Origin of the sequence: Baekduia sp. (genome assembly GCF_035685985.1) — a bacterium.
GTDB lineage: Bacteria > Actinomycetota > Thermoleophilia > Solirubrobacterales > Solirubrobacteraceae > Baekduia.
Genome location: NZ_DASRZV010000025.1, coordinates 132,132 through 149,736, shown reverse-complemented (window position 1 = coordinate 149,736; position 17,605 = coordinate 132,132). Strand labels below are relative to the sequence as shown.

Here is a 17,605-nt window from a genome sequence, read left to right as displayed (position 1 = left end):
GTCGCGGGCTCTCGCGGCCGGCGGGCACCTAGGAGCCTATGTCGCACGCGTGCGAGACACCTTGTACCTGTGTCCAAAGTCCGACGCGGGGGCTTCGCCCTGAGGTAGGCCCACCCGCCCGGGCCGCCTCGACCAGGTGGCGAATGGAGCCCGGCGATCTTTCGACAGCGGGCTAAGGATCCGGCCTCCGCCGCGGCGCAGACTGCCGGTGCACGCTCGACTAGGAGGTCACATGAGACGTTCCCTGACGGTGCGCGCGCTGCTGTTCGGCGCGCTGGCCGCTCTGATCCTGCCGGCGACGGCATCCGCAGACTTGATGGACCGGGCCGGCAACCAGGGCCTGCTCCAGAGCGTCGGCATCAACACCATCTGGGTGATGGTCGCCGGCCTGCTGGTCTTCTTCATGCAGGCGGGCTTCGCCTTCCTGGAGATCGGCTTCTCCCGGGGCAAGAACTCCGGCACGATCATCGCCAAGATCCTGGTGAACCTGGCGATCGCCTCGATCATGTACTGGGCCGTGGGCTTCGCCTTCGCGTTCGGCGGCGACGCCGGCCACGTCATCGGCACGCACGGCTTCTTCCTGCGCGACTACGGCGACCCGCAGAAGGCGTTCCCGGTGATGGGCTTCTCGAACGCCACGATCGAGTCGAAGTTCTTCTTCCAGTTCGTGTTCTGCGCCGTCTCCCTGGCGATCGTCTGGGGCACGACGCTGGAGCGCGTGAAGTTCGGCGTGTACGTCCTGTACGCGATCGTCTTCTCCGCGGTGATCTACCCGGTGTTCTCCGGCTGGGTCTTCGGCGGCGGCTGGTTGCAGACCAACCTCGGCATGCAGGACTTCGCGGGCTCGACGGCGGTCCACCTGATCGGCGCGACGGGCGCCCTGGCGGCGCTGCTGCACCTCGGTCCGCGGCGCGGCAAGTACGGGCCCGACGGCAAGCCGCGGGCGATCCCCGGCCACAGCATGCCGCTGTTCGGCCTGGGCATCTTCATCCTCTGGCTCGGCTGGTTCGGCTTCAACCCGGGCTCGACGCTCGGCGCGCTGGACGGCCGCTTCCCCGAGGTCGTGCTGACGACGAACATCGCCGCCGCCGGCGGCGTGCTCGCCGCGGTGTCGACGGCCTACTGGAAGACCAAGACCGTCGACATCGGCATGGCGGGCAACGGGGCGATCGCCGCGCTGGTCGGCATCACGGCGCCCTCGGGCTACGTGGTCCCCTGGGCCGCGCTGGTGATCGGCGTCGTCGCCGGCGTCATCGTGGTGCTCGGCGTCTACGCGATCGACAAGAAGCTCGACGACCCGGTCGGCGCGCTGTCGGCGCACGGACTGGCGGGCATCTGGGGCACGCTGGCCTGCGGCATCTTCACGCACCCGTCGCTGGCGGCCTACAACGGGGTCGGCAAGGGCGGCCTGATCTACACGGGCTCGTTCCACCAGCTCGGCGTGCAGGCCATCGGCGTCGTCGTCGTGTTCGCCGGCGTGTTCGTCAGCTCCTACGTCGTCTTCGGGATCATCAAGGCCACCTACGGCATGCGGGTGTCCGACGAGGAGGAGCGGGCCGGCCTGGACATCTCCGAGCACGGGATGTACGGGTACCCCGAGCAGTTCATCCCGGCGCCGGAGCTCGTCGGCTACGGTGCGGCCCCCGCGGGGACCGCTGCCGCAACCGGAGTGAGCCCCGTCCCGACGACCACGGAGGTTCCCGCAACATGAAGATGGTGGTGGCGTACATCCGCCACGAGTCCTTCGAGCCGATCCGGACGGAGCTCCTGGAGCTCGGCTTCCCGTCGCTGTCGATCAGCGAGGTGAAGGGCTCCGGCCGGCAGAAGGGCATCACGGAGCGCTATCGCGGCGCCGAGTTGACCAACTACCTGCGGCCGAAGATCAAGATCGAGTGCGTCGTCGCCTCCGGTGACGTGCAGACGATCGTCGACACGATCCTCAAGCACGCGCGCACCGGCGCCGTCGGCGACGGCAAGGTGTTCGTGATGCCGGTCGAGGAGGCCTATCGGGTGCGCACCGGCGAGGCCGGGGAGGAGATCCTCCAGGCCCACCCGGACGCCGCCACGACGGCCGCGTAGCGCTCGGCGGCGCCGAGCGCGAGGACAGGAGAACGAGTCCAGCGATGGGTGAGGCGGCGGAGAAGATGATGGATCCCACGGGGCGTTCCGCCGCCTCGCCGGCTGGTTCGCTGGTGGAGCGGCTGCGGTCGGTCCACCTCAAGATGGTCGACGCCGTCCTGGGCGGCGACGGCCTGCAGCAGGTCGCCGCTTTGGCCGCGGAGGCCGCGGGCGCCCCGGTGGCGATCGTGGTCCCGCGGCTGGACGCGGCGGTGCTCGCGCCGGCCGGACCCGAGGGGGCCGCGCGCGACCGGACGCTGGAGGAGGTCCGGCGCTACGTGGGCGACCGCGTGCGCGACCGGCCGTCGCAGGTGCCCGAGGCGCTGGCGGCGGAGGCCCCGATCCAGTCCGGCGACGACGTCGTCGGCGCGGTCGTGATGCTGCGCGGCGCCGCCGCGCCCGCCCCGGAGGCCGGGGACTTCCTGCACCTCGCCGCGGTCGCCTGCCTGACCGAGGTGGCGGTGGAGGAGGCCAAGGAGGAGGTCGAGCAGAACCTGCGCGGCTCGTTCTTGGAGGACCTGCGCTCGCGGCCCGACCTGGAGCCGCGCGAGGTCATGCGGCGCGCGGCGCGCCTGGGGTGCGACCTCTCGCGCGGGGCCGTCGTGCTCTGCGCGGAGCTGACGACCGACCGTCCCCGCCACGTGATCGCGACGATCACCGGCGACGAGCCGGGCGCGCTGGCCGAGCATCTCGACGGGCGCGTGTACGCGATCCTGCCGGGCGCCGGCGGCGACGACGCGCCCGACACCACGGCGACCCGCGGGCGCGCGCTGGCGACGCGGCTGCGCCGCCACGGCACCGTCGGCGTCTCGAGCTTCTACTCCGACCCCGCCGAGCTGCCGCGCGCGATCCAGGAGGCCGAGCTGGTCCTGGACGTGCTCAAGCAGGGCGAGGGCGGGGGCTGGGACGGCGTCCAGGACATCGGCACCGGCACCTACCGGCTGCTCTTCCGCGTCCTCGCCTCCCACCCCGAGGAGGTGCGGAGCTTCTACGAGGACACCGTCGCGCCGATCGTCCGCTACGACGACCAGTACCGCACGGACCTGGTGGGCACGCTGGAGTCCTACCTGGAGCAGAACTGCAACATGAACGCGACGGCCGCGGCGATCTACGCTCACCGCCACACCGTGGCCTATCGGCTGGAGCGCGTGAAGGAGCTCACCGGGCTGGACCCGATGCTCTCCGAGGATCGCGAGCGCCTCGGCCTCGGCCTCAAGGCCTACAGGATCATCGCGCCGCGGCTGCCGAAGTAGCGGCCGGGCCGGCGGCCTCGGCTAGCCCGCCGGCTCGGTGTCGTCCGAGCGCTGGGCGGCGAAGCGGTCCTCGCGCCAGGCGACCCGCCAGCGCGGGGTGCCGACGGCCTGGACGCTCGGGACGCCGTCGTTGCGGTCGAGGTCGCCGACGAAGCGGCTGAAGGCCTCGCTGGCGAAGGACAGGGCCTCGGTCGCGGCGGGGAGCTCGCCGCGCCCGCGGCGCGGGATGCGGTGCGTGCCGTTGACGCGCGTCAGCCGGAAGATCAGGTCGTCGGCCGCCCGCGGCGTGGCGGCGATCGCGCACGCGCCGCGCAGGCCGAAGACGTCGAGCACCGCCGCGACGCGGCAGGCCAGGAGGGCGTCGGCGAACAGCGGCAGCTCGACGCCGATGCACGGGTAGATCGCGTCGGCGAGGCGGCCGGCGTCCGACGGCACCCAGCAGACCAGGTACACGAGGTCCGCGAGCGGAGGCGGGTCCGGCACGTAGATGCCCAGGGCCAGCGCCGGGGCGACCGACGCCCACTCGTCGCTGGTCAGGCGGTCGCGCCCGTTCTCCAGGCGCGAGTACTGCGGCTGCGAGATGTGCAGCCCCTCGGCGACGGTCGCCTGGGTGAGCCGGGCGCCTTCGCGCAGCTCGCGGATCACGGAACCCGCGGGGGTTCCGAGAACCGCCATGAACCGGACGACTATGCCTATTGCGAATCAATGCTTTTTCCGGTGTTGATTGCACAAACATGGCTTCTGTGAAAATTACCTGCAAATCCCATGTTTACGTCTTATGCATCTCCTGCATATTCATGTTCACAATTTTCGGCTGTACAGAAGACCGGAGCATGCTAAACAGCACAGCTGGCCCGCGCATCTCCGCGGGTTTTGTCGTTCAATGGACATCTGCGCGGTTGGCTGGGGCGCGCCCGCGAGGGTCGCGACAACCCGCTGGAGGGTGGGCTGGCCGAGGAGCGCCTGCTCTCCGCGCGCGCCGAGCGACGGCTGCTCGAGCACACGCTCGTCGAACGGCGCGCGCTGCTCGTCGAGCGCCGCGCGCTGCTCGTCCTGACGATCGTGCTGGCCCTGGTCGCGGTCGTGCTCGCGGTGTTCGGGCTGACCGGCGCGACGGTCGTCTCGAGCCTGGTGTCCGCCCTCGCCGGGGTCCGGCTGGGGCGTCTCGGCAAGGACGCCGGCTAGTCCAGGACCAGGACCGGGACCCGCTCGACCGGCGCGGGCTCCGCGCCCGGCGGCGCGGGTGCCGCCCGGCGGGCGGAGAGGACGAGGACCGCGCCGAGGACGAGCGCGCCGCCGGCCAGCTGGACGGGCGCGAGCGACTCGCCGAAGACCGCGGCCGCCAGGGCGATCGCCGTGACCGGCTCGACGGTCGAGACGATCGAGGCCGTGGTCGGTCCGACGCGCGCGAGGCCCGCGAAGAACAGCGTGATCGCGCCGACGGTGGAGACGAGCGCGATGGCGGCCAGCCAGCCATAGCCGGCGGCTGAGACCGTGGTGGGGGAGAGGTCGCCGTCGACGATCCCCGCGAGCGTCAGCGTGACGGCGGCGCCGGTCGCGACGAGCGTCGACAGCAGCAGCGGGTCCAGCCGCGACGACACGGGCGCGGAGGTCAGGATGTAGGCGCTGTAGACCACGGCGGCGGCCAGCCCCAGCGCGGTGCCCAGCGGGTCCAGCGCGCCGGACGGCGCGCCGCCGAGCACGAGGACGCCGCCCGCCGAGGCCAGCGCCAAGGCCCCGACGCTCCGGCGCGTGAGCCGCTCGCGCCCCAGCGCCGCGGCGGCCAGGGCCACCATCACGGGGAACGTGTACAACAACAGCGACAGCAGCGAGGCGTCCAGGCGCTTCAGCGACGCGAAGTACGCGCCCGCCTGCGCCGCGTAGCCGACCGCGCCCAGCGCCAGCGCGAGCGCGACGTCGCGGACGGGCAGCCTCCGCAGCGCCGCCAGCCGGCCGGAGGCGACCACGACCACCCAGAACACCGCCGCCGCCAGCGCGAACCGCGTCGCCAGCAGCGTGCCGACGCTCACGCCCTGCTCGTAGGCGAGCTTGCCGAAGATCCCCATCGCCCCGAAGAACGCGGCGGAGGCGACGCAGAGGACGATGCCCAGGGTGCGCATGGCGCGCGCATGATCGCCGCGAACACCCTCAAGGAGCGATTCGGATTCGTGCGCTCAACGCATTAGCATCGCTTCACGATGCTCGACCTGCGCCGCCTGCGTCTGCTGCACGAGCTGCACGAGCGCGGCACGATCGCCGCGGTCGCCGACGCGCTGCGCTTCACGCCCTCGGCGGTCTCGCAGCAGCTCGCCACGCTGGAGCGCGAGACGGGCGTGAAGCTCATCCGGCGCGAGGGCCGCGGCGTGCGGCTGACCGACCAGGCGCTCGTCCTCGTCGGCCACGCGGCGGCCCTGCTCCAGCAGGCCGAGCGCGCCGAGGCCGACCTGGCCGCCGCCGCGGGCGAGCCCGCCGGGCGCGGGCGGATCGCCGCGTTTCAGTCGGTCGCGCTGAACATCGCCACGCCGGCCATCGCGCGGCTCGCGCGCACCGCGCCCCGGCTGCGCACCGAGCTGATCGCCGCCGAGCCCGAGGAGTCGCTGCCCGCGCTGGCGCTCGGCGACCTCGACCTCGTGCTCGCCGACGAGTGGGTCGGGCAGCCGCTGCCGCGCCTGCCCGGGCTCGACCGCCACGACCTGCACCGCGAGCCGGTGCTGCTCGCGCTCCCCGCCGAGCACCCGGCCGCGCAAGGAGACCCCGCCCACCCGGTCGAGCTGCGCCGCCTCCGGGACGCCGCCTGGGTCGCCGCCCCGCCCGGCGGCGGCTGGGAGTCGCTGATCCTGCGCACCTGCCGCGAGCTGGGCGGCTTCGAGCCCGCGATCCGCCACCGCACCAACGACGCGCTCGTCGCCCAGCGGCTGGTCGCCCACGGGCAGGCCGTCACGCTGCTGCCCGAGCTGACCGGTCCGGCCGACCATCCCGGCGTCGTCGCGCGCACGCTGCGCGAGGGCGCCGTGCACCGCACGATCCTCGCCGCCGTCCGCTCGGCCGACGCGCACCGCCCGTCGACCCGCGCGCTGCTGGCCGCCGTCCAGGACGCGGGACGCGCCCGCGGCTGGAGCTAGCGGGCGACGCGCGCGCGGCGCCGCGCCGCGTCAGCTCTTGGCGTCGTCCGCGTCGACGACGTCGCCGGTCTTGGGGTCGACCACGACCGCCCGCGGCTTGCGCGACACGTCCACCGCGAACGTGCCGACCGGGTCCTTGCCGTCGTCGGTGCGGGCCACGGCCTTGCCGTTGAGCCCGGCCGCCACGTGCCAGCGCAGGCGGTGCGACCCGGCGACGACCGGCGTCACGTGCCAGACGAAGGTCTTGGTCGCGCCCGGCGCCAGGCGCCCCAGCGCCCATGTCGACACGTAGGCCGTGTCGCCGCCGTGCGGGCCCACGTCGACGATCCACAGCGGCCGCGACGGGTCGGCGAGGCCGGGCTGGTCGGAGCGCGTCGCGAAGCCGGCGCCGCCCTTGGCGTCGTCGTCATTGGTGATCGTCACCGCGACGTTCGGGATCGCCTTGGAGTCGGTGTTCTTCACCGCGATCGTCATGACCGACGCGTTGGCCAGGCGCTGCTTGAGCGGGAACCGGTGCGAGACGACGTCGACCTTGTAGGTGCCGGCCGTCTCGTGCGCGTCCTGGCGCTCCCCGCCGCCGCAGCCGGCGACGGGCAGCACGACGCACGCCGCCGTCGCGGCGGCCCCCATAAGGCGCATGGCTCTCCTGGACCCCTCCACTGCGCGCGGAACGTACCAGAAGCAGGTGTCGCCGAGCGCAGGTGGAACTTCTCCAGAGCCGTCACGGTTCCCGGTTGGCAGCCGTGACAGCGGTCACATAGACTGCGCGCCGTGCGGGTGGTCGCGCGCGTCCGCGCCGCACGTCCCGAGGGTTGCACAAGAGGAGAGGTCCGAGACCGCGTGGTCAGCAGCGTTGCCGACCGGGCGTTTGCCCCGGCCAAGAGCCTGCTCGAAGAAGTAGGCGACATGATGATCCTGACGGGGAAGACCTTGGTGTCGGCCCTGCGCCCGCCGTACCCGTACGGCAGCGAGTTCGTGGGTCAGTTCCTCTTCGCGCTGCGCCTGTGCTGGCTGCCGCTGCTCATCTCGACGGTGGCCGTCTCCTACGGCGCGCCCGGCCTGCAGGCCGCGAACTTCCTGATCCTCTTCGGCGCGCTGGACCGCCTCGGCGGCTTCTTCGTCCTGGCGATCATCCGCGAGTTCGCGCCGTTCGTCTGCGCGATCATCGTCGCGGGCGTCGCCGGCACGGCGATCACCGCCGACCTCGGGGCCCGCAAGATCCGCGAGGAGCTGGACGCCCTCCAGGTCCTCGGCGTCGACCCGGTCAAGAACCTCGTCGTCCCGCGCTTCTTGGCCCTGATGCTCGTCACGGGCCTGTTCGACATCTTCGCCATCATCTTCGGCATCACCGGCGGCCTGATCGCGACGCTCGTCAACGGCGCGCCGCTCGGCCCGTTCTGGGCGACGTTCTTCACGAACGCGTCGACGACGGACCTCTGGGGCTCGCTGTTGAAATGCACGCTCTTCGGCGCGATTACCGCGATCGTCTGCTGTTACAAGGGCATGACGGCCAGCGGCGGCGCCGAGGGCGTCGGCAAGGCGGTCAACCAGGCGGTGGTGATCACGTTCCTGGGGGTCTTCGCCTTCAACTACGTGTTCACGCAGACGCTGCTGGCCACCCACCCCGAGATCCAGGTGATCCGCTAGCCATGGGCGGATGGCTCGCACTGCCCAAGGAGTGGATCGGCTCCTTCGGCTCGATCGCGAAGTTCAGCGGCAAGATCCTCAAGCAGGTCTACACCCTGCGGGTCCTGCACTTCTTCGGCGAGACGCTGCGCCAGTGCGGCGTGCTGATCCTCGGCTCGACGCTCGTCATCTGGGGCCTGGTCTTCATCGTCGGCCTGCAGTGCGGCATCGAGGGCGCGTACTTCACGCGCGCGCAGGGCGCGCCCGCGTACTCGGGCGTCTTCGCCGCCTGGTGCGACCTGCGCGAGATCGTGCCCTACGGCTTCGGCTACATGATGGCCGCCAAGGTCGGCACCGGCATCGTCGCCGAGCTGGGCTCGATGCGGATCTCCGACGAGATCGACGCGCTCGAGGTCATGGGCATCGACTCGGTGCTGTTCCTCTGCGCGACGAAGCTGCTCGCGTCGTGGCTGGTGCTGCCGTTCATGTACATGGCGGCCGTCGGCGCCGGCTTCTTCGCCAGCTACCTGGCCGTCGTGCAGCAGATCGGCGAGGTCTCGCCGGGCGGCTTCTCGCTGATCTTCTGGATGTTCCAGAACCCACCGGACCTGCTCTACAGCGTGATCAAAGCCATGGTGATGGCGACCGCGATCGTCCTGGTCGGCTGCTACTACGGCTACCACGCGGGCGGAGGACCCGTCGGCGTCGGTACCGCCACCGCAAAATCGATGGTGATGAACATCGTCCTGGTGCATTTGATCGGGATGCTGGGAACACAGGTGTTCTGGGGCGCCAACCCACGCGCTCCGATCGGAGGCTGAGCTGACATGACCGACACGCCACGCGACCACGACGACGACCTGTACGCCGACGGCTACGAGGGCGACGGCCGCGACGCGGCCGAGCCGGCTCCGACGCCCGACGACGAGCGCCTCGCCGGCGCCGGACCGGCCCACGCCGCCGCGGACGCGCCTGCCGCCGCGACGAGCGCCTCGGTCGTCCGCGAGGCCCCGCCGAGCGACGACGACGAGGACGAGTACCGCTGGCACACCGGCATGAACCGCCCCACGGGCGTGCCGGACGCGGTCGAGTTCGTCGACGTCCACAAGGCCTTCGGCCGCAACAAGATCCTCCGCGGCCTGAACATGGGCCTGCCGGAAGGCAAGATCTCCATGATCCTCGGGCCGTCGGGCACGGGGAAGTCCGTGTGCATCAAGCACATGGTCGGCCTGCTGTACCCGGACGAGGGGGACGTCCTGGTGCACGGCGAGTCGGTCCCGAACATGACCGACGACGAGCTGTTCGACATGCGCAAGCGCTTCGGCGTGCTGTTCCAGGACGGCGCGCTGTTCGGCTCGATGAACCTGGTGGACAACGTGGCCTTCCCGCTGCGCCAGCACACCGACAAGTCCGAGGACGAGATCCTCGAGATCGTCTACAAGCGGCTCGACGAGGTCGGCCTCGGCTCGGCCCACGACAAGATGCCCAACGAGCTCTCCGGGGGGATGCGCAAGCGCGCGGGCTTCGCTCGGGCACTGGTCCTGGACCCCAACATCGTGCTCTTCGACGAGCCGGACTCCGGCCTGGACCCGGTCCGCACGGCGCTGCTGTGCGAGCTGATCCAGGAGATCCACGAGGAGAACGGCGGCTGCTACACGGTCATCACGCACGACATCATGAGCGCCCGCCGCGTGGCGGAGTACATCAGCGTGCTGTGGCGTGGCCGGATCGTGGAGGCGGGCCCGGCGGAGGAGCTGTTCAACAGCGACAACGCCTTCGTCCGCCAGTTCCTCTCCGGCGAGTCGCAGGGGCCGCTCGGCATGGAGTAGCCAAACCCGCGGTACCGCAACATCACCTCAACACACCAACTGCATGATCTTCGGCCGGTCCATCCGGCCGGGAACCGAACCCCACACGGTCCTGTCGTCTTTCCCGTCACCTTGTCCCGACGTGTCCCGCGTCATCCCTGAAATGGGGGTGCGCCGGTGACCCTTGCCCGCGGTCTGGCCGTCGGGGTGGTCGGCGTCGCCGTCGTCGCGGCGATCCTGCTGCTGACGGGCGGCAAGAAGCACGAGTACACGCTGGTCTTCCAGACGGCCGGCCAGCTCGTCAAGGACAACGACGTGCAGATCGGCGGCCGCCGCATCGGCCGCGTCGCGGACATCAAGCTGTCGAACAACAACCTGGCCGAGGTCAAGATCCAGGTCGACGAGCCCTACGCGCCGCTGCACCAGGGCACGACGGCCACGATCCGCTCCGGCTCGCTGTCGGGCGTCGCCAACCGCTACATCTCGCTGGCGCCGGGCCCCAACAACGCGCGCAAGATCGACGACGGCGCCACGCTCGGCCTCGACAAGACCACCACCTCGGTCGACCTCGACCAGCTCTTCGACACGCTGGACCCCAAGACGCGCAAGAGCCTGCAGGACGTCATCCGCGGCTCGGCGACGCAGTACGAGGGCAAGGGGAAGCAGGCCAACGAGGCGCTCAAGTACTTCAGCCCGACGCTGTCGACGACGTCGCGCCTGGTCGACGAGCTGGACCGCGACCAGCAGTCCCTGCAGGACTTCATCGTCTACACGGCGCGCGCGACGACCGCGCTGGCCGAGAAGCGCGACGACGTCGCCGACCTGGTGTCCAACGCGAACACCGCGTCGGGCGCGATCGCCTCCGAGAGCGACTCGCTCAACCAGGCGCTCAGCGTGCTGCCGCGCACGCTGCGCCAGGCCAACACGACGTTCGTGAACCTGCGCTCGACGCTGGACGACCTCGACCAGCTGGTCGACGCGTCCAAGCCGGTCGCGCCGAAGCTCGCGCCGTTCTTCCGGCAGCTGCGCCCGCTGGTCACCGAGGCGCGCCCGACGATCCAGGACCTCAGCTCGCTGATCAGCCGCAAGGGCGCCGACAACGACCTGATCGACCTCCTCAACAAGCAGCCGCGCCTGACGAAGGTCGCCAAGCCCGCGTTCGACCACACGGTCAAGGGCCTGCAGCAGGGCACGCCGGTCCTCCAGTTCATCCGGCCCTACGCGCCGGACCTGATCGGCTGGTTCCGCGACTTCGGCCAGACGACGGCCAACTACGACGCCAACGGCCACTTCGCGCGCATCTCGCCGATCGTCAACGCCTTCCAGTTCACCGACAGCCCCGAGGGCGGCACGCTGAACGCGCTGCAGCCCGCCGACCGCCAGGTCGGCCTGCAGTCGGGCAAGGTCAAGCGCTGCCCGGGCTCGGCGACGCAGACGGCGGCCGACAAGTCCAACCCCTACGCCCCCGAGGGCTCGGACTGCGATCCGAGCATCACCCCGCCCGGCCCATGACCCGCGTGCGCATCTTCTGCGCGGGCTTCGCGCTCGCCGCCGCCGCCCTCGTGCTGGTCGTCTTCGGCACGGGCGCGGGCGACGACCACAAGGGCAGCTACAAGGTCCGCGCGATCTTCTCCAACGCGTTCACGGTGATCCCGGGCGAGGACGTCAAGATCTCCGGCGTCAAGGTCGGCAGCATCTCCGACCTCGAGGTCACCAAGGACAACAAGGCCGCGGTCGTCCTGAACATCACCGAGCCGGGCTTCAAGGACTTCCGCAAGGACGCGACCTGCACGATCCGCCCGCAGTCGCTGATCGGCGAGCGCTTCGTCGAGTGCACGCCGACGCAGCCCAAGCCGGAGGGCGAGGCGCCGTCGCCGGAGCTGGACCGGATCAAGAGCGGCGCCGGCAAGGGCCAGTACCTGCTGCCCGACTCGCAGACGATCAAGCCGGTGGACATCGACCTGGTCGGCAACATCATGCGGTTGCCCTACCGCGAGCGGCTGTCGATCATCATCAACGAGCTGGGCACCGGCCTGGCCGGCAACGGCGACGCGCTGCGGGAGGCCATCAAGCAGGCCGACCCGGCGCTGGAGCAGACCGACAAGGTCCTGGCCATCCTCGCCGACCAGAACAAGACGCTGGCGCAGCTGGCCAAGAACAGCGACACGGTCCTGGCGCCGCTGGCGCGCCAGAAGGGCAAGGTCGCCGACTTCATCGACAAGGCCGACAAGACCGCGGTCGCCTCCGCCGAGCGCCGCGGCGACATCGAGGCGAGCCTCCAGAAGCTCCCGGCGTTCCTCCGGCAGCTCACGCCGACGATGCAGCGCCTGGGCGGCCTGGCCGACCAGATGACGCCGGTCCTGGACGACCTCAACGCGTCGGCGCCGCAGCTCAACCAGTTCATCAAGCAGCTCGGGCCGTTCAGCCAGGCCGGCATCCCGGCGCTGAAGTCGCTGGGCGACACCGCCGACGCCGGCGACCAGGCGCTGCTGAAGGCCAAGCCGATCGTCTCCGACGTCGGCACGTTCGCCAAGCAGGCGCGGCCGCTGACCAAGAACCTGGCCGCGATGCTGACGAGCCTGCGGACCACGGGCGGCATCGAGCGCCTGATGGACTTCTTCTACTACCAGGCCGCGGCGACCAACGGCTATGACTCGCTCGGGCACTACCTGCGCGCGATCTTCGTGGTCACCAACTGCACGACCTACGTGACCGAGCCGCAGCCGAGCTGCTCGGCGAACTTCGAGAAGCCGGCGACGGGCGCCGACGCCGCGGTGGCGCGCGCGTCGAGGACCACGCCGACGGTCGCCGACGTCAACCGCGAGATCGCCAACGGCCGCAGCCCGTTCCTGGCCCGCCAGGACGCCGTGGCCGCCGGCCTCGACCCGTCGGCGTTCGACGGCGACGGGTCCGCGTCGTCGGCGTCGTCGGCGTCGGGCTCCGCGGGCACCACCGGCTCCACCGGCGCGTCGAAGACCAAGGTCTCCAAGAAGAAGCGCGGCTCCTCGGGCACGGCGAGCGCGCCGATCAGCCTGCCGACCAGCGTCTTCCCCGGCCAGGCGTCGCCGTCGCCGGCGGCCTCCGGCGCGACGACCACGCCGACGCCGCAGACCACGACGTCCACCGCGACGACGACCGAGACCGCCACCTCGACGCAGACCACGCAGGTCGGCGGCACCGCGCCGTCCTCGGGCACGAGCACGACGACGTCCTCCGGCGCGGCCCAGACCCTCCTCGACTACCTGCTGGGCGGCTGAGATGCGGCGCGGATCCCAGTCCATCGCGGCCAACCCCGTCCTGATCGGCGCGGCGACGACGCTCGTCGTCCTCGTCGCGGTCTTCCTGGCCTACAACGCCAACAACGGCCTGCCGTTCGTCCCGACCTACCAGCTGACCGCCGACGTCCCGAGCGCGGCGAACCTGGTCAAGGGCAACGAGGTCCGCATCGGCGGCACGCGCGTCGGCGTCGTCGACAAGATCACGCCCAAGCGCCTGGCCGACGGCCGCGTCATCGCCCAGCTGCACATGAAGCTGGAGACGACGGTCAAGCCGCTGCCCAAGGACTCCACGATCCTGATCCGGCAGAAGTCCGCGCTGGGCCTGAAGTACGTCCAGGTGACCAAGGGCAAGTCCTCGCAGGGCTGGGCCGAGGGCGCGACGATCCCGCTCAAGCAGGCGACGCCCGCGCCGGTCGAGTTCGACGAGTTCCTGTCGACCTTCGACGAGAAGACGCGCCACGCCGCCCAGCAGCAGCTCAACGGCCTGGGCACCGGGTTCGCGGGCCGCGGCCAGGACCTCAACCGGGCGATCCAGTCCCTGAACCCGCTGCTGGCCAACCTCGCGCCCGCGATGGCCAACCTCGCCGACGACCGCACGCGGCTGGCGCGGTTCTCCGAGGCGCTGGGCCGCACGTCGGCGATCGTCGCGCCGGTCGCCGACCAGCAGGCGCAGCTGTTCGCCAACCTCGACACGACGTTCACCGCGTTCGCCGCGATCGCCCGGCCCTACCTGCAGGACTCGATCAGCGGCGGCCCGCCCGCGCTGCAGACCGCGATCGACGAGCTGCCCAAGCAGCGGCCGTTCCTGGCCAACTCCGAGGCCTTCTTCCACGACCTGCGACCGGGCGTCAAGGCGCTGTCGGGCGCGGCGGCGGACCTGGCCGACGCGTTCACGGTCGGCGAGCCCGCGCTGAAGGAGTCCGTCACCTTCAACAAGCGGCTCAAGCCGGTCTTCGACTCGCTGGAGCGCTTCGCCGACGACCCGTTGGTCAAGCTCGGCGTCGACGACCTGACCCAGACCGCGAAGATCGCCAACCCGCTGTTCGCGGCGATCGCGCCGGGCCAGACGGTCTGCAACTACTGGACGCTGCTGTTCCGCAACGCCGCCTCGCTGCTGAGCGAGGGCGACACCGTCGGCACCGGCCAGCGCTTCATGATCGTCGCCACGCCGCAGGGCCCCAACAACGAGGGCAGCCCGTCGTCGGGCCCGGCCAACGGCGGCGGCGCCAAGAACGACAACTTCCTGCACGCCAACCCGTACCCCAACACCGCCGCGCCGGGCCAGACGCAGGAGTGCGAGGCGGGCAACGAGTCCTACGCGGCGGGCAAGCAGGTCATCGGCAACGTCCCGGGCAACCAGGGCGAGAACACGCAGAAGACGACCACGAGCGCGTCGCGATGAGCAACCGACCCGACAAGCGCAAGCGCGTCCTGCGCAAGGACCGGACCGGGGCCAACCCGGTCACGGTCGGCGCGATCGTGCTCGTCCTGGCCGCGATCATCGTCTACGCCGGCTTCTCCAAGCACGTGCCGTTCACGCACGGCTTCCGCGTCAAGGCCGTCTTCGTCAACGCCAACAACGTGCGCCCGAACTCGCCGGTGCGCATCGCCGGCGTCAACATCGGCAAGGTCACCACGGTCCAGGCCTACAAGGGCGGCGACGGCAACATGTCGCTGGTCACGATGGAGATCGACAAGGCCGGCCTGCCGATCCACAAGGACGCGACGCTGAAGGTCCGGCCGCGCATCTTCCTGGAGGGCAACGAGTTCGTCGACCTGCAGCCCGGCACGCCGAGCGCGCCGACGATCGACTCCGGCGACACGATCCCGTCGACGCAGACCGCGGCGCCGGTCCAGTTCGACCAGGTGCTCGGCGCGCTGCAGAGCGACACGCGCGACGACCTCAAGGAGCTGCTCGAGGGCTACGGCACCGCGCTGACCTACGAGCCGACGGGCGCCGACGACCAGACCCAGGACCCCGACGTCAAGGGCAAGACCGGCGCGCAGGCGCTGAACAAGTCCATCGGCTACGCGCCGGGCGCGCTGAAGAACGCGTCGATCGTCAACGAGGCGTTCCTCGGGCTGCAGGCCCACGACCTGTCCGGCCTGGTCGACAACACCGCCAAGGTCACCAAGGCGCTGGCCAACAACGAGCAGTCGCTGCAGGGGTTCGTCGCCAACTTCAACACGACGCTGGGCGCGCTGGCCTCCGAGCAGTCCAACCTGAAGGCCTCGATCGCGCAGCTCGGGCCGACGCTGCGGCACGCCGACAGCGCGCTGACGCACCTCAACGCGTCGTTCCCGAACACGCGCGCGTTCGCCAAGGAGATCCTGCCGGGCGTGAAGGAGACGCCGGCGACGATCGACGCGGCGGAGCCGTGGATCGCGCAGGCGCGCAAGCTCGTGTCCCCGTCGGAGCTGGGCGGCGTCGTCACGCAGCTGCAGCCGACGACCGTCGACCTGGCCAAGGTCGTCAACGGCTCGCTGAGTGCCCTGCCGCAGGCCGACCTCGTGTCGCAGTGCGTGACGCACACGATCCTGCCGACGGGCGACGTCAAGATCCAGGACGGCCAGTTCACGTCCGACGTCGAGAACTACAAGGAGTTCTGGTACTCGATGGTCGGGCTGGCCGGCGAGTCGCAGAACTTCGACGGCAACGGCCACTACGTCCGCTTCGCGGTCGGCGGCGGCTCGAACACGATCTCGACCGGCAAGTACGGCGGCGCCAAGGGCGCCAAGCTGTACTCCAACGTCAACCAGGCGCCGGAGGGCACGCGCCCCGCCTATCCGGGCAAGCAGCGCTCGCCCTACAACCACACGGCGGCGTGCAAGGACCAGAAGCTGCCCGACCTCAACGGCGCCAAGACCGGCCCGGCCGACGGCAGCCCGCAGGCGCAGTCGGGCGTGATCCCGACCGACGCCAACAAGGTGCCGGGCACGTCGTCGGCGACGTCGGCCTCGGCGCCCACGACGCGCGCGGCCACGTCCGACGACCTGACGTCGCAGCTCATCGATCGCCTCAACCCGTTCCGGACCGGGGGTGAGGGCCGGTGAGGCGGGCGATCCGCAAGCATCGCTTCGACTTCGTCGCGATGGTCGGGATCTTCGTGATCGCGCTGGTCGTCGGCGGCTTCATCCTCGGCCACCAGCGCTTCTACCTGCCCAAGTGGGTCCCGCTCGTCGGCACCGACTTCGTCAGCTACAAGGCCGAGTTCGCCACCGCGCAGTCGGTCACGCCGGGCCAGGGCCAGACGGTCAACGTCGCGGGCGTGCCGATCGGCGAGATCTCCAAGGTCGAGCTGAAGGACGGGCGCGCGCTGGTCACGATGAAGGTGCGCAAGAAGTACGCGCACATCTACAAGGACGCGACCGCGCTGCTGCGCCCGAAGACCGGCCTCAACGACATGATCGTGGAGCTGACGCCGGGCTCGTCCAAGGCCGGGGAGATCGACCCCAAGAAGGGCGTCATCCCGATCACCCAGACGCTGCCCAACGTCAACACCGACGAGTTCCTCGCGGCGCTGGACGGCGACACGCGCAGCTACCTGCAGCTCCTGGTCGCCGGCGGCGGCCAGGGCCTGGGCGGCAACGGCAAGAACCTGTCGGCGACCTTCCGCCGCTTCGAGCCGACCAACCGCGACATCTTGAAGATCACCCAGGCGCTGTCGGTCCGCCGCCAGAACATCAGCCGCTCGATCCACAACTTCAAGGAGCTGGTGGCGGCCGTCGGCTCCAAGGACCGACAGCTGTCCTCGCTGGTCGACGCGTCCAACGCGGTGTTCAAGTCCTTCGCCGACCAGGACGCCAAGCTGCGCGAGACGCTGCAGCTGCTGCCCAACGCGCTGAAGACGACCGACACCGCCGTCCAGAAGGCCGACAAGCTCGGCAAGACGCTCGGGCCGACGCTCGGCAAGCTGCGCCCGGCGGCGCGCGCGCTGGGCCCGTCGCTGAAGCAGTCGCGGCCGTTCTTCCAGCAGACGACGCCGGTCATCGAGAAGCAGCTGCGCCCGTTCGCGCGCGACGCGCTGCCGACGGTCAAGGTCCTGCGCCCGGCCGCGCACGACCTCGCGGCGCTGACCCCGGACTTCACGTCCGCGCTGAAGACCGCCAACTACCTGCTCAACACGTTGGCCTACAACCCGCCCGGGGACGACGAGGGCTACCTGTTCTGGGTGTCGTGGCTGAACCACATCGGCCCGACGGTGTTCAGCACGCAGGACGCCCACGGCCCGATCCGCCGCGGCGCGCTGTTCTTCAGCTGCGACGGCCTCGGCCTGCTCGACGTGCTCAAGGGCGTCAACCCGCAGCTGGGCACGTTGATCAGCCTGACCAACGCGCCCTCCAAGTCCCAGGCCTGCGCCTCCACGGGCCAGGCGGCAACCACGGCGGCGGCGGGGTGA

General features: G+C 70.9%; 16 protein-coding genes. 13 read left to right on the top strand and 3 right to left on the bottom strand.

Annotated features, from left to right (window positions below):
* Positions 1-232: 232 nt before the first annotated feature.
* The 3 genes from VFG42_RS16345 (at position 233) to VFG42_RS16335 (ending at position 3,371) form a co-directional block, all read left to right on the top strand.
* Positions 233-1,711: an ammonium transporter gene (locus tag VFG42_RS16345; protein WP_324909829.1), complete on the top strand. Its 1,479-nt coding sequence runs from the start codon at positions 233-235 to the stop codon at positions 1,709-1,711.
* On the top strand, positions 1,708-2,079 hold the full coding sequence (locus tag VFG42_RS16340; protein WP_324909828.1) for a P-II family nitrogen regulator: 372 nt from the start codon (positions 1,708-1,710) through the stop codon (positions 2,077-2,079). Before VFG42_RS16345 ends, VFG42_RS16340 begins: the two co-directional genes overlap by 4 nt.
* A 113-nt stretch (positions 2,080-2,192) precedes the next feature.
* A complete protein-coding gene (locus tag VFG42_RS16335) occupies positions 2,193-3,371 on the top strand; it encodes a helix-turn-helix domain-containing protein (protein ID WP_324909827.1) in 1,179 nt (392 codons plus the stop codon).
* 21 nt (positions 3,372-3,392) lie between these two features.
* On the opposite strand, the gene VFG42_RS16330 is transcribed toward VFG42_RS16335, so the two are convergent.
* Complete coding sequence (locus tag VFG42_RS16330; protein ID WP_324909826.1) at positions 3,393-4,046, bottom strand: helix-turn-helix transcriptional regulator; 654 nt, start codon at positions 4,044-4,046, stop codon at positions 3,393-3,395.
* A gap of 198 nt (positions 4,047-4,244) precedes the next feature.
* Between VFG42_RS16330 and VFG42_RS16325 the strand changes: the two genes are divergently transcribed.
* On the top strand, positions 4,245-4,556 hold the full coding sequence (locus VFG42_RS16325; RefSeq protein ID WP_324909825.1) for a hypothetical protein: 312 nt from the start codon (positions 4,245-4,247) through the stop codon (positions 4,554-4,556).
* Here the strand turns inward: VFG42_RS16325 and VFG42_RS16320 are convergent.
* The gene (locus tag VFG42_RS16320) at positions 4,553-5,491 is read right to left on the bottom strand and encodes a DMT family transporter (RefSeq protein WP_324909824.1); all 939 of its coding nucleotides are present in this window, start codon (positions 5,489-5,491) and stop codon (positions 4,553-4,555) included. The genes VFG42_RS16325 and VFG42_RS16320 overlap by 4 nt on opposite strands.
* A gap of 78 nt (positions 5,492-5,569) precedes the next feature.
* Here VFG42_RS16320 and VFG42_RS16315 point away from each other — a divergent pair, with 78 nt between their 5' ends.
* On the top strand, positions 5,570-6,493 hold the full coding sequence (locus VFG42_RS16315) for a LysR family transcriptional regulator (protein WP_324909823.1): 924 nt from the start codon (positions 5,570-5,572) through the stop codon (positions 6,491-6,493).
* A gap of 30 nt (positions 6,494-6,523) precedes the next feature.
* On the opposite strand, the gene VFG42_RS16310 is transcribed toward VFG42_RS16315, so the two are convergent.
* Positions 6,524-7,132: a hypothetical protein gene (locus VFG42_RS16310; protein WP_324909822.1), complete on the bottom strand. Its 609-nt coding sequence runs from the start codon at positions 7,130-7,132 to the stop codon at positions 6,524-6,526.
* 267 nt (positions 7,133-7,399) lie between these two features.
* Between VFG42_RS16310 and VFG42_RS16305 the strand changes: the two genes are divergently transcribed.
* The 8 genes from VFG42_RS16305 to VFG42_RS16270 all read left to right on the top strand — a co-directional run bounded on the left by VFG42_RS16305 (position 7,400) and on the right by VFG42_RS16270 (position 17,605).
* Entirely contained in the window at positions 7,400-8,140 is a 741-nt protein-coding gene (locus tag VFG42_RS16305; protein WP_324909821.1) for an ABC transporter permease, read from the top strand.
* A gap of 2 nt (positions 8,141-8,142) precedes the next feature.
* Entirely contained in the window at positions 8,143-8,940 is a 798-nt protein-coding gene (locus VFG42_RS16300; protein WP_324909820.1) for an ABC transporter permease, read from the top strand.
* Positions 8,941-8,946: 6 nt separating this feature from the next.
* Entirely contained in the window at positions 8,947-9,948 is a 1,002-nt protein-coding gene (locus tag VFG42_RS16295; RefSeq protein ID WP_324909819.1) for an ABC transporter ATP-binding protein, read from the top strand.
* 156 nt (positions 9,949-10,104) lie between these two features.
* On the top strand, positions 10,105-11,439 hold the full coding sequence (locus VFG42_RS16290; protein WP_324909818.1) for an MlaD family protein: 1,335 nt from the start codon (positions 10,105-10,107) through the stop codon (positions 11,437-11,439).
* Positions 11,436-13,184 (top strand): MlaD family protein, encoded by a 1,749-nt coding sequence (locus VFG42_RS16285; protein ID WP_324909817.1) that lies wholly within the window; start codon positions 11,436-11,438, stop codon positions 13,182-13,184. Before VFG42_RS16290 ends, VFG42_RS16285 begins: the two co-directional genes overlap by 4 nt.
* A gap of 1 nt (position 13,185) precedes the next feature.
* Positions 13,186-14,607 (top strand): MlaD family protein, encoded by a 1,422-nt coding sequence (locus tag VFG42_RS16280; RefSeq protein ID WP_324909816.1) that lies wholly within the window; start codon positions 13,186-13,188, stop codon positions 14,605-14,607.
* Positions 14,604-16,259: an MlaD family protein gene (locus tag VFG42_RS16275; RefSeq protein ID WP_324909815.1), complete on the top strand. Its 1,656-nt coding sequence runs from the start codon at positions 14,604-14,606 to the stop codon at positions 16,257-16,259. The genes VFG42_RS16280 and VFG42_RS16275 overlap by 4 nt, the downstream gene beginning before the upstream one ends.
* A complete protein-coding gene (locus tag VFG42_RS16270; protein WP_324909814.1) occupies positions 16,256-17,605 on the top strand; it encodes an MlaD family protein in 1,350 nt (449 codons plus the stop codon). Before VFG42_RS16275 ends, VFG42_RS16270 begins: the two co-directional genes overlap by 4 nt.

Bases quoted from the DNA above. Each gene is read 5' to 3' on its own strand.
- VFG42_RS16300 (WP_324909820.1), top strand. From the start codon at position 8,143: ATGGGCGGATGGCTCGCACTGCCCAAGGAGTGGATCGGCTCCTTCGGC.
- VFG42_RS16315 (WP_324909823.1), top strand. From the start codon at position 5,570: ATGCTCGACCTGCGCCGCCTGCGTCTGCTGCACGAGCTGCACGAGCGC.
- VFG42_RS16305 (WP_324909821.1), top strand. From the start codon at position 7,400: ATGATGATCCTGACGGGGAAGACCTTGGTGTCGGCCCTGCGCCCGCCG.
- VFG42_RS16345 (WP_324909829.1), top strand. From the start codon at position 233: ATGAGACGTTCCCTGACGGTGCGCGCGCTGCTGTTCGGCGCGCTGGCC.
- VFG42_RS16285 (WP_324909817.1), top strand. From the start codon at position 11,436: ATGACCCGCGTGCGCATCTTCTGCGCGGGCTTCGCGCTCGCCGCCGCC.
- VFG42_RS16320 (WP_324909824.1), bottom strand. From the start codon at position 5,491: ATGCGCACCCTGGGCATCGTCCTCTGCGTCGCCTCCGCCGCGTTCTTC.
- VFG42_RS16310 (WP_324909822.1), bottom strand. From the start codon at position 7,132: ATGCGCCTTATGGGGGCCGCCGCGACGGCGGCGTGCGTCGTGCTGCCC.
- VFG42_RS16340 (WP_324909828.1), top strand. From the start codon at position 1,708: ATGAAGATGGTGGTGGCGTACATCCGCCACGAGTCCTTCGAGCCGATC.
- VFG42_RS16295 (WP_324909819.1), top strand. From the start codon at position 8,947: ATGACCGACACGCCACGCGACCACGACGACGACCTGTACGCCGACGGC.
- VFG42_RS16275 (WP_324909815.1), top strand. From the start codon at position 14,604: ATGAGCAACCGACCCGACAAGCGCAAGCGCGTCCTGCGCAAGGACCGG.
- VFG42_RS16330 (WP_324909826.1), bottom strand. From the start codon at position 4,046: ATGGCGGTTCTCGGAACCCCCGCGGGTTCCGTGATCCGCGAGCTGCGC.
- VFG42_RS16280 (WP_324909816.1), top strand. From the start codon at position 13,186: ATGCGGCGCGGATCCCAGTCCATCGCGGCCAACCCCGTCCTGATCGGC.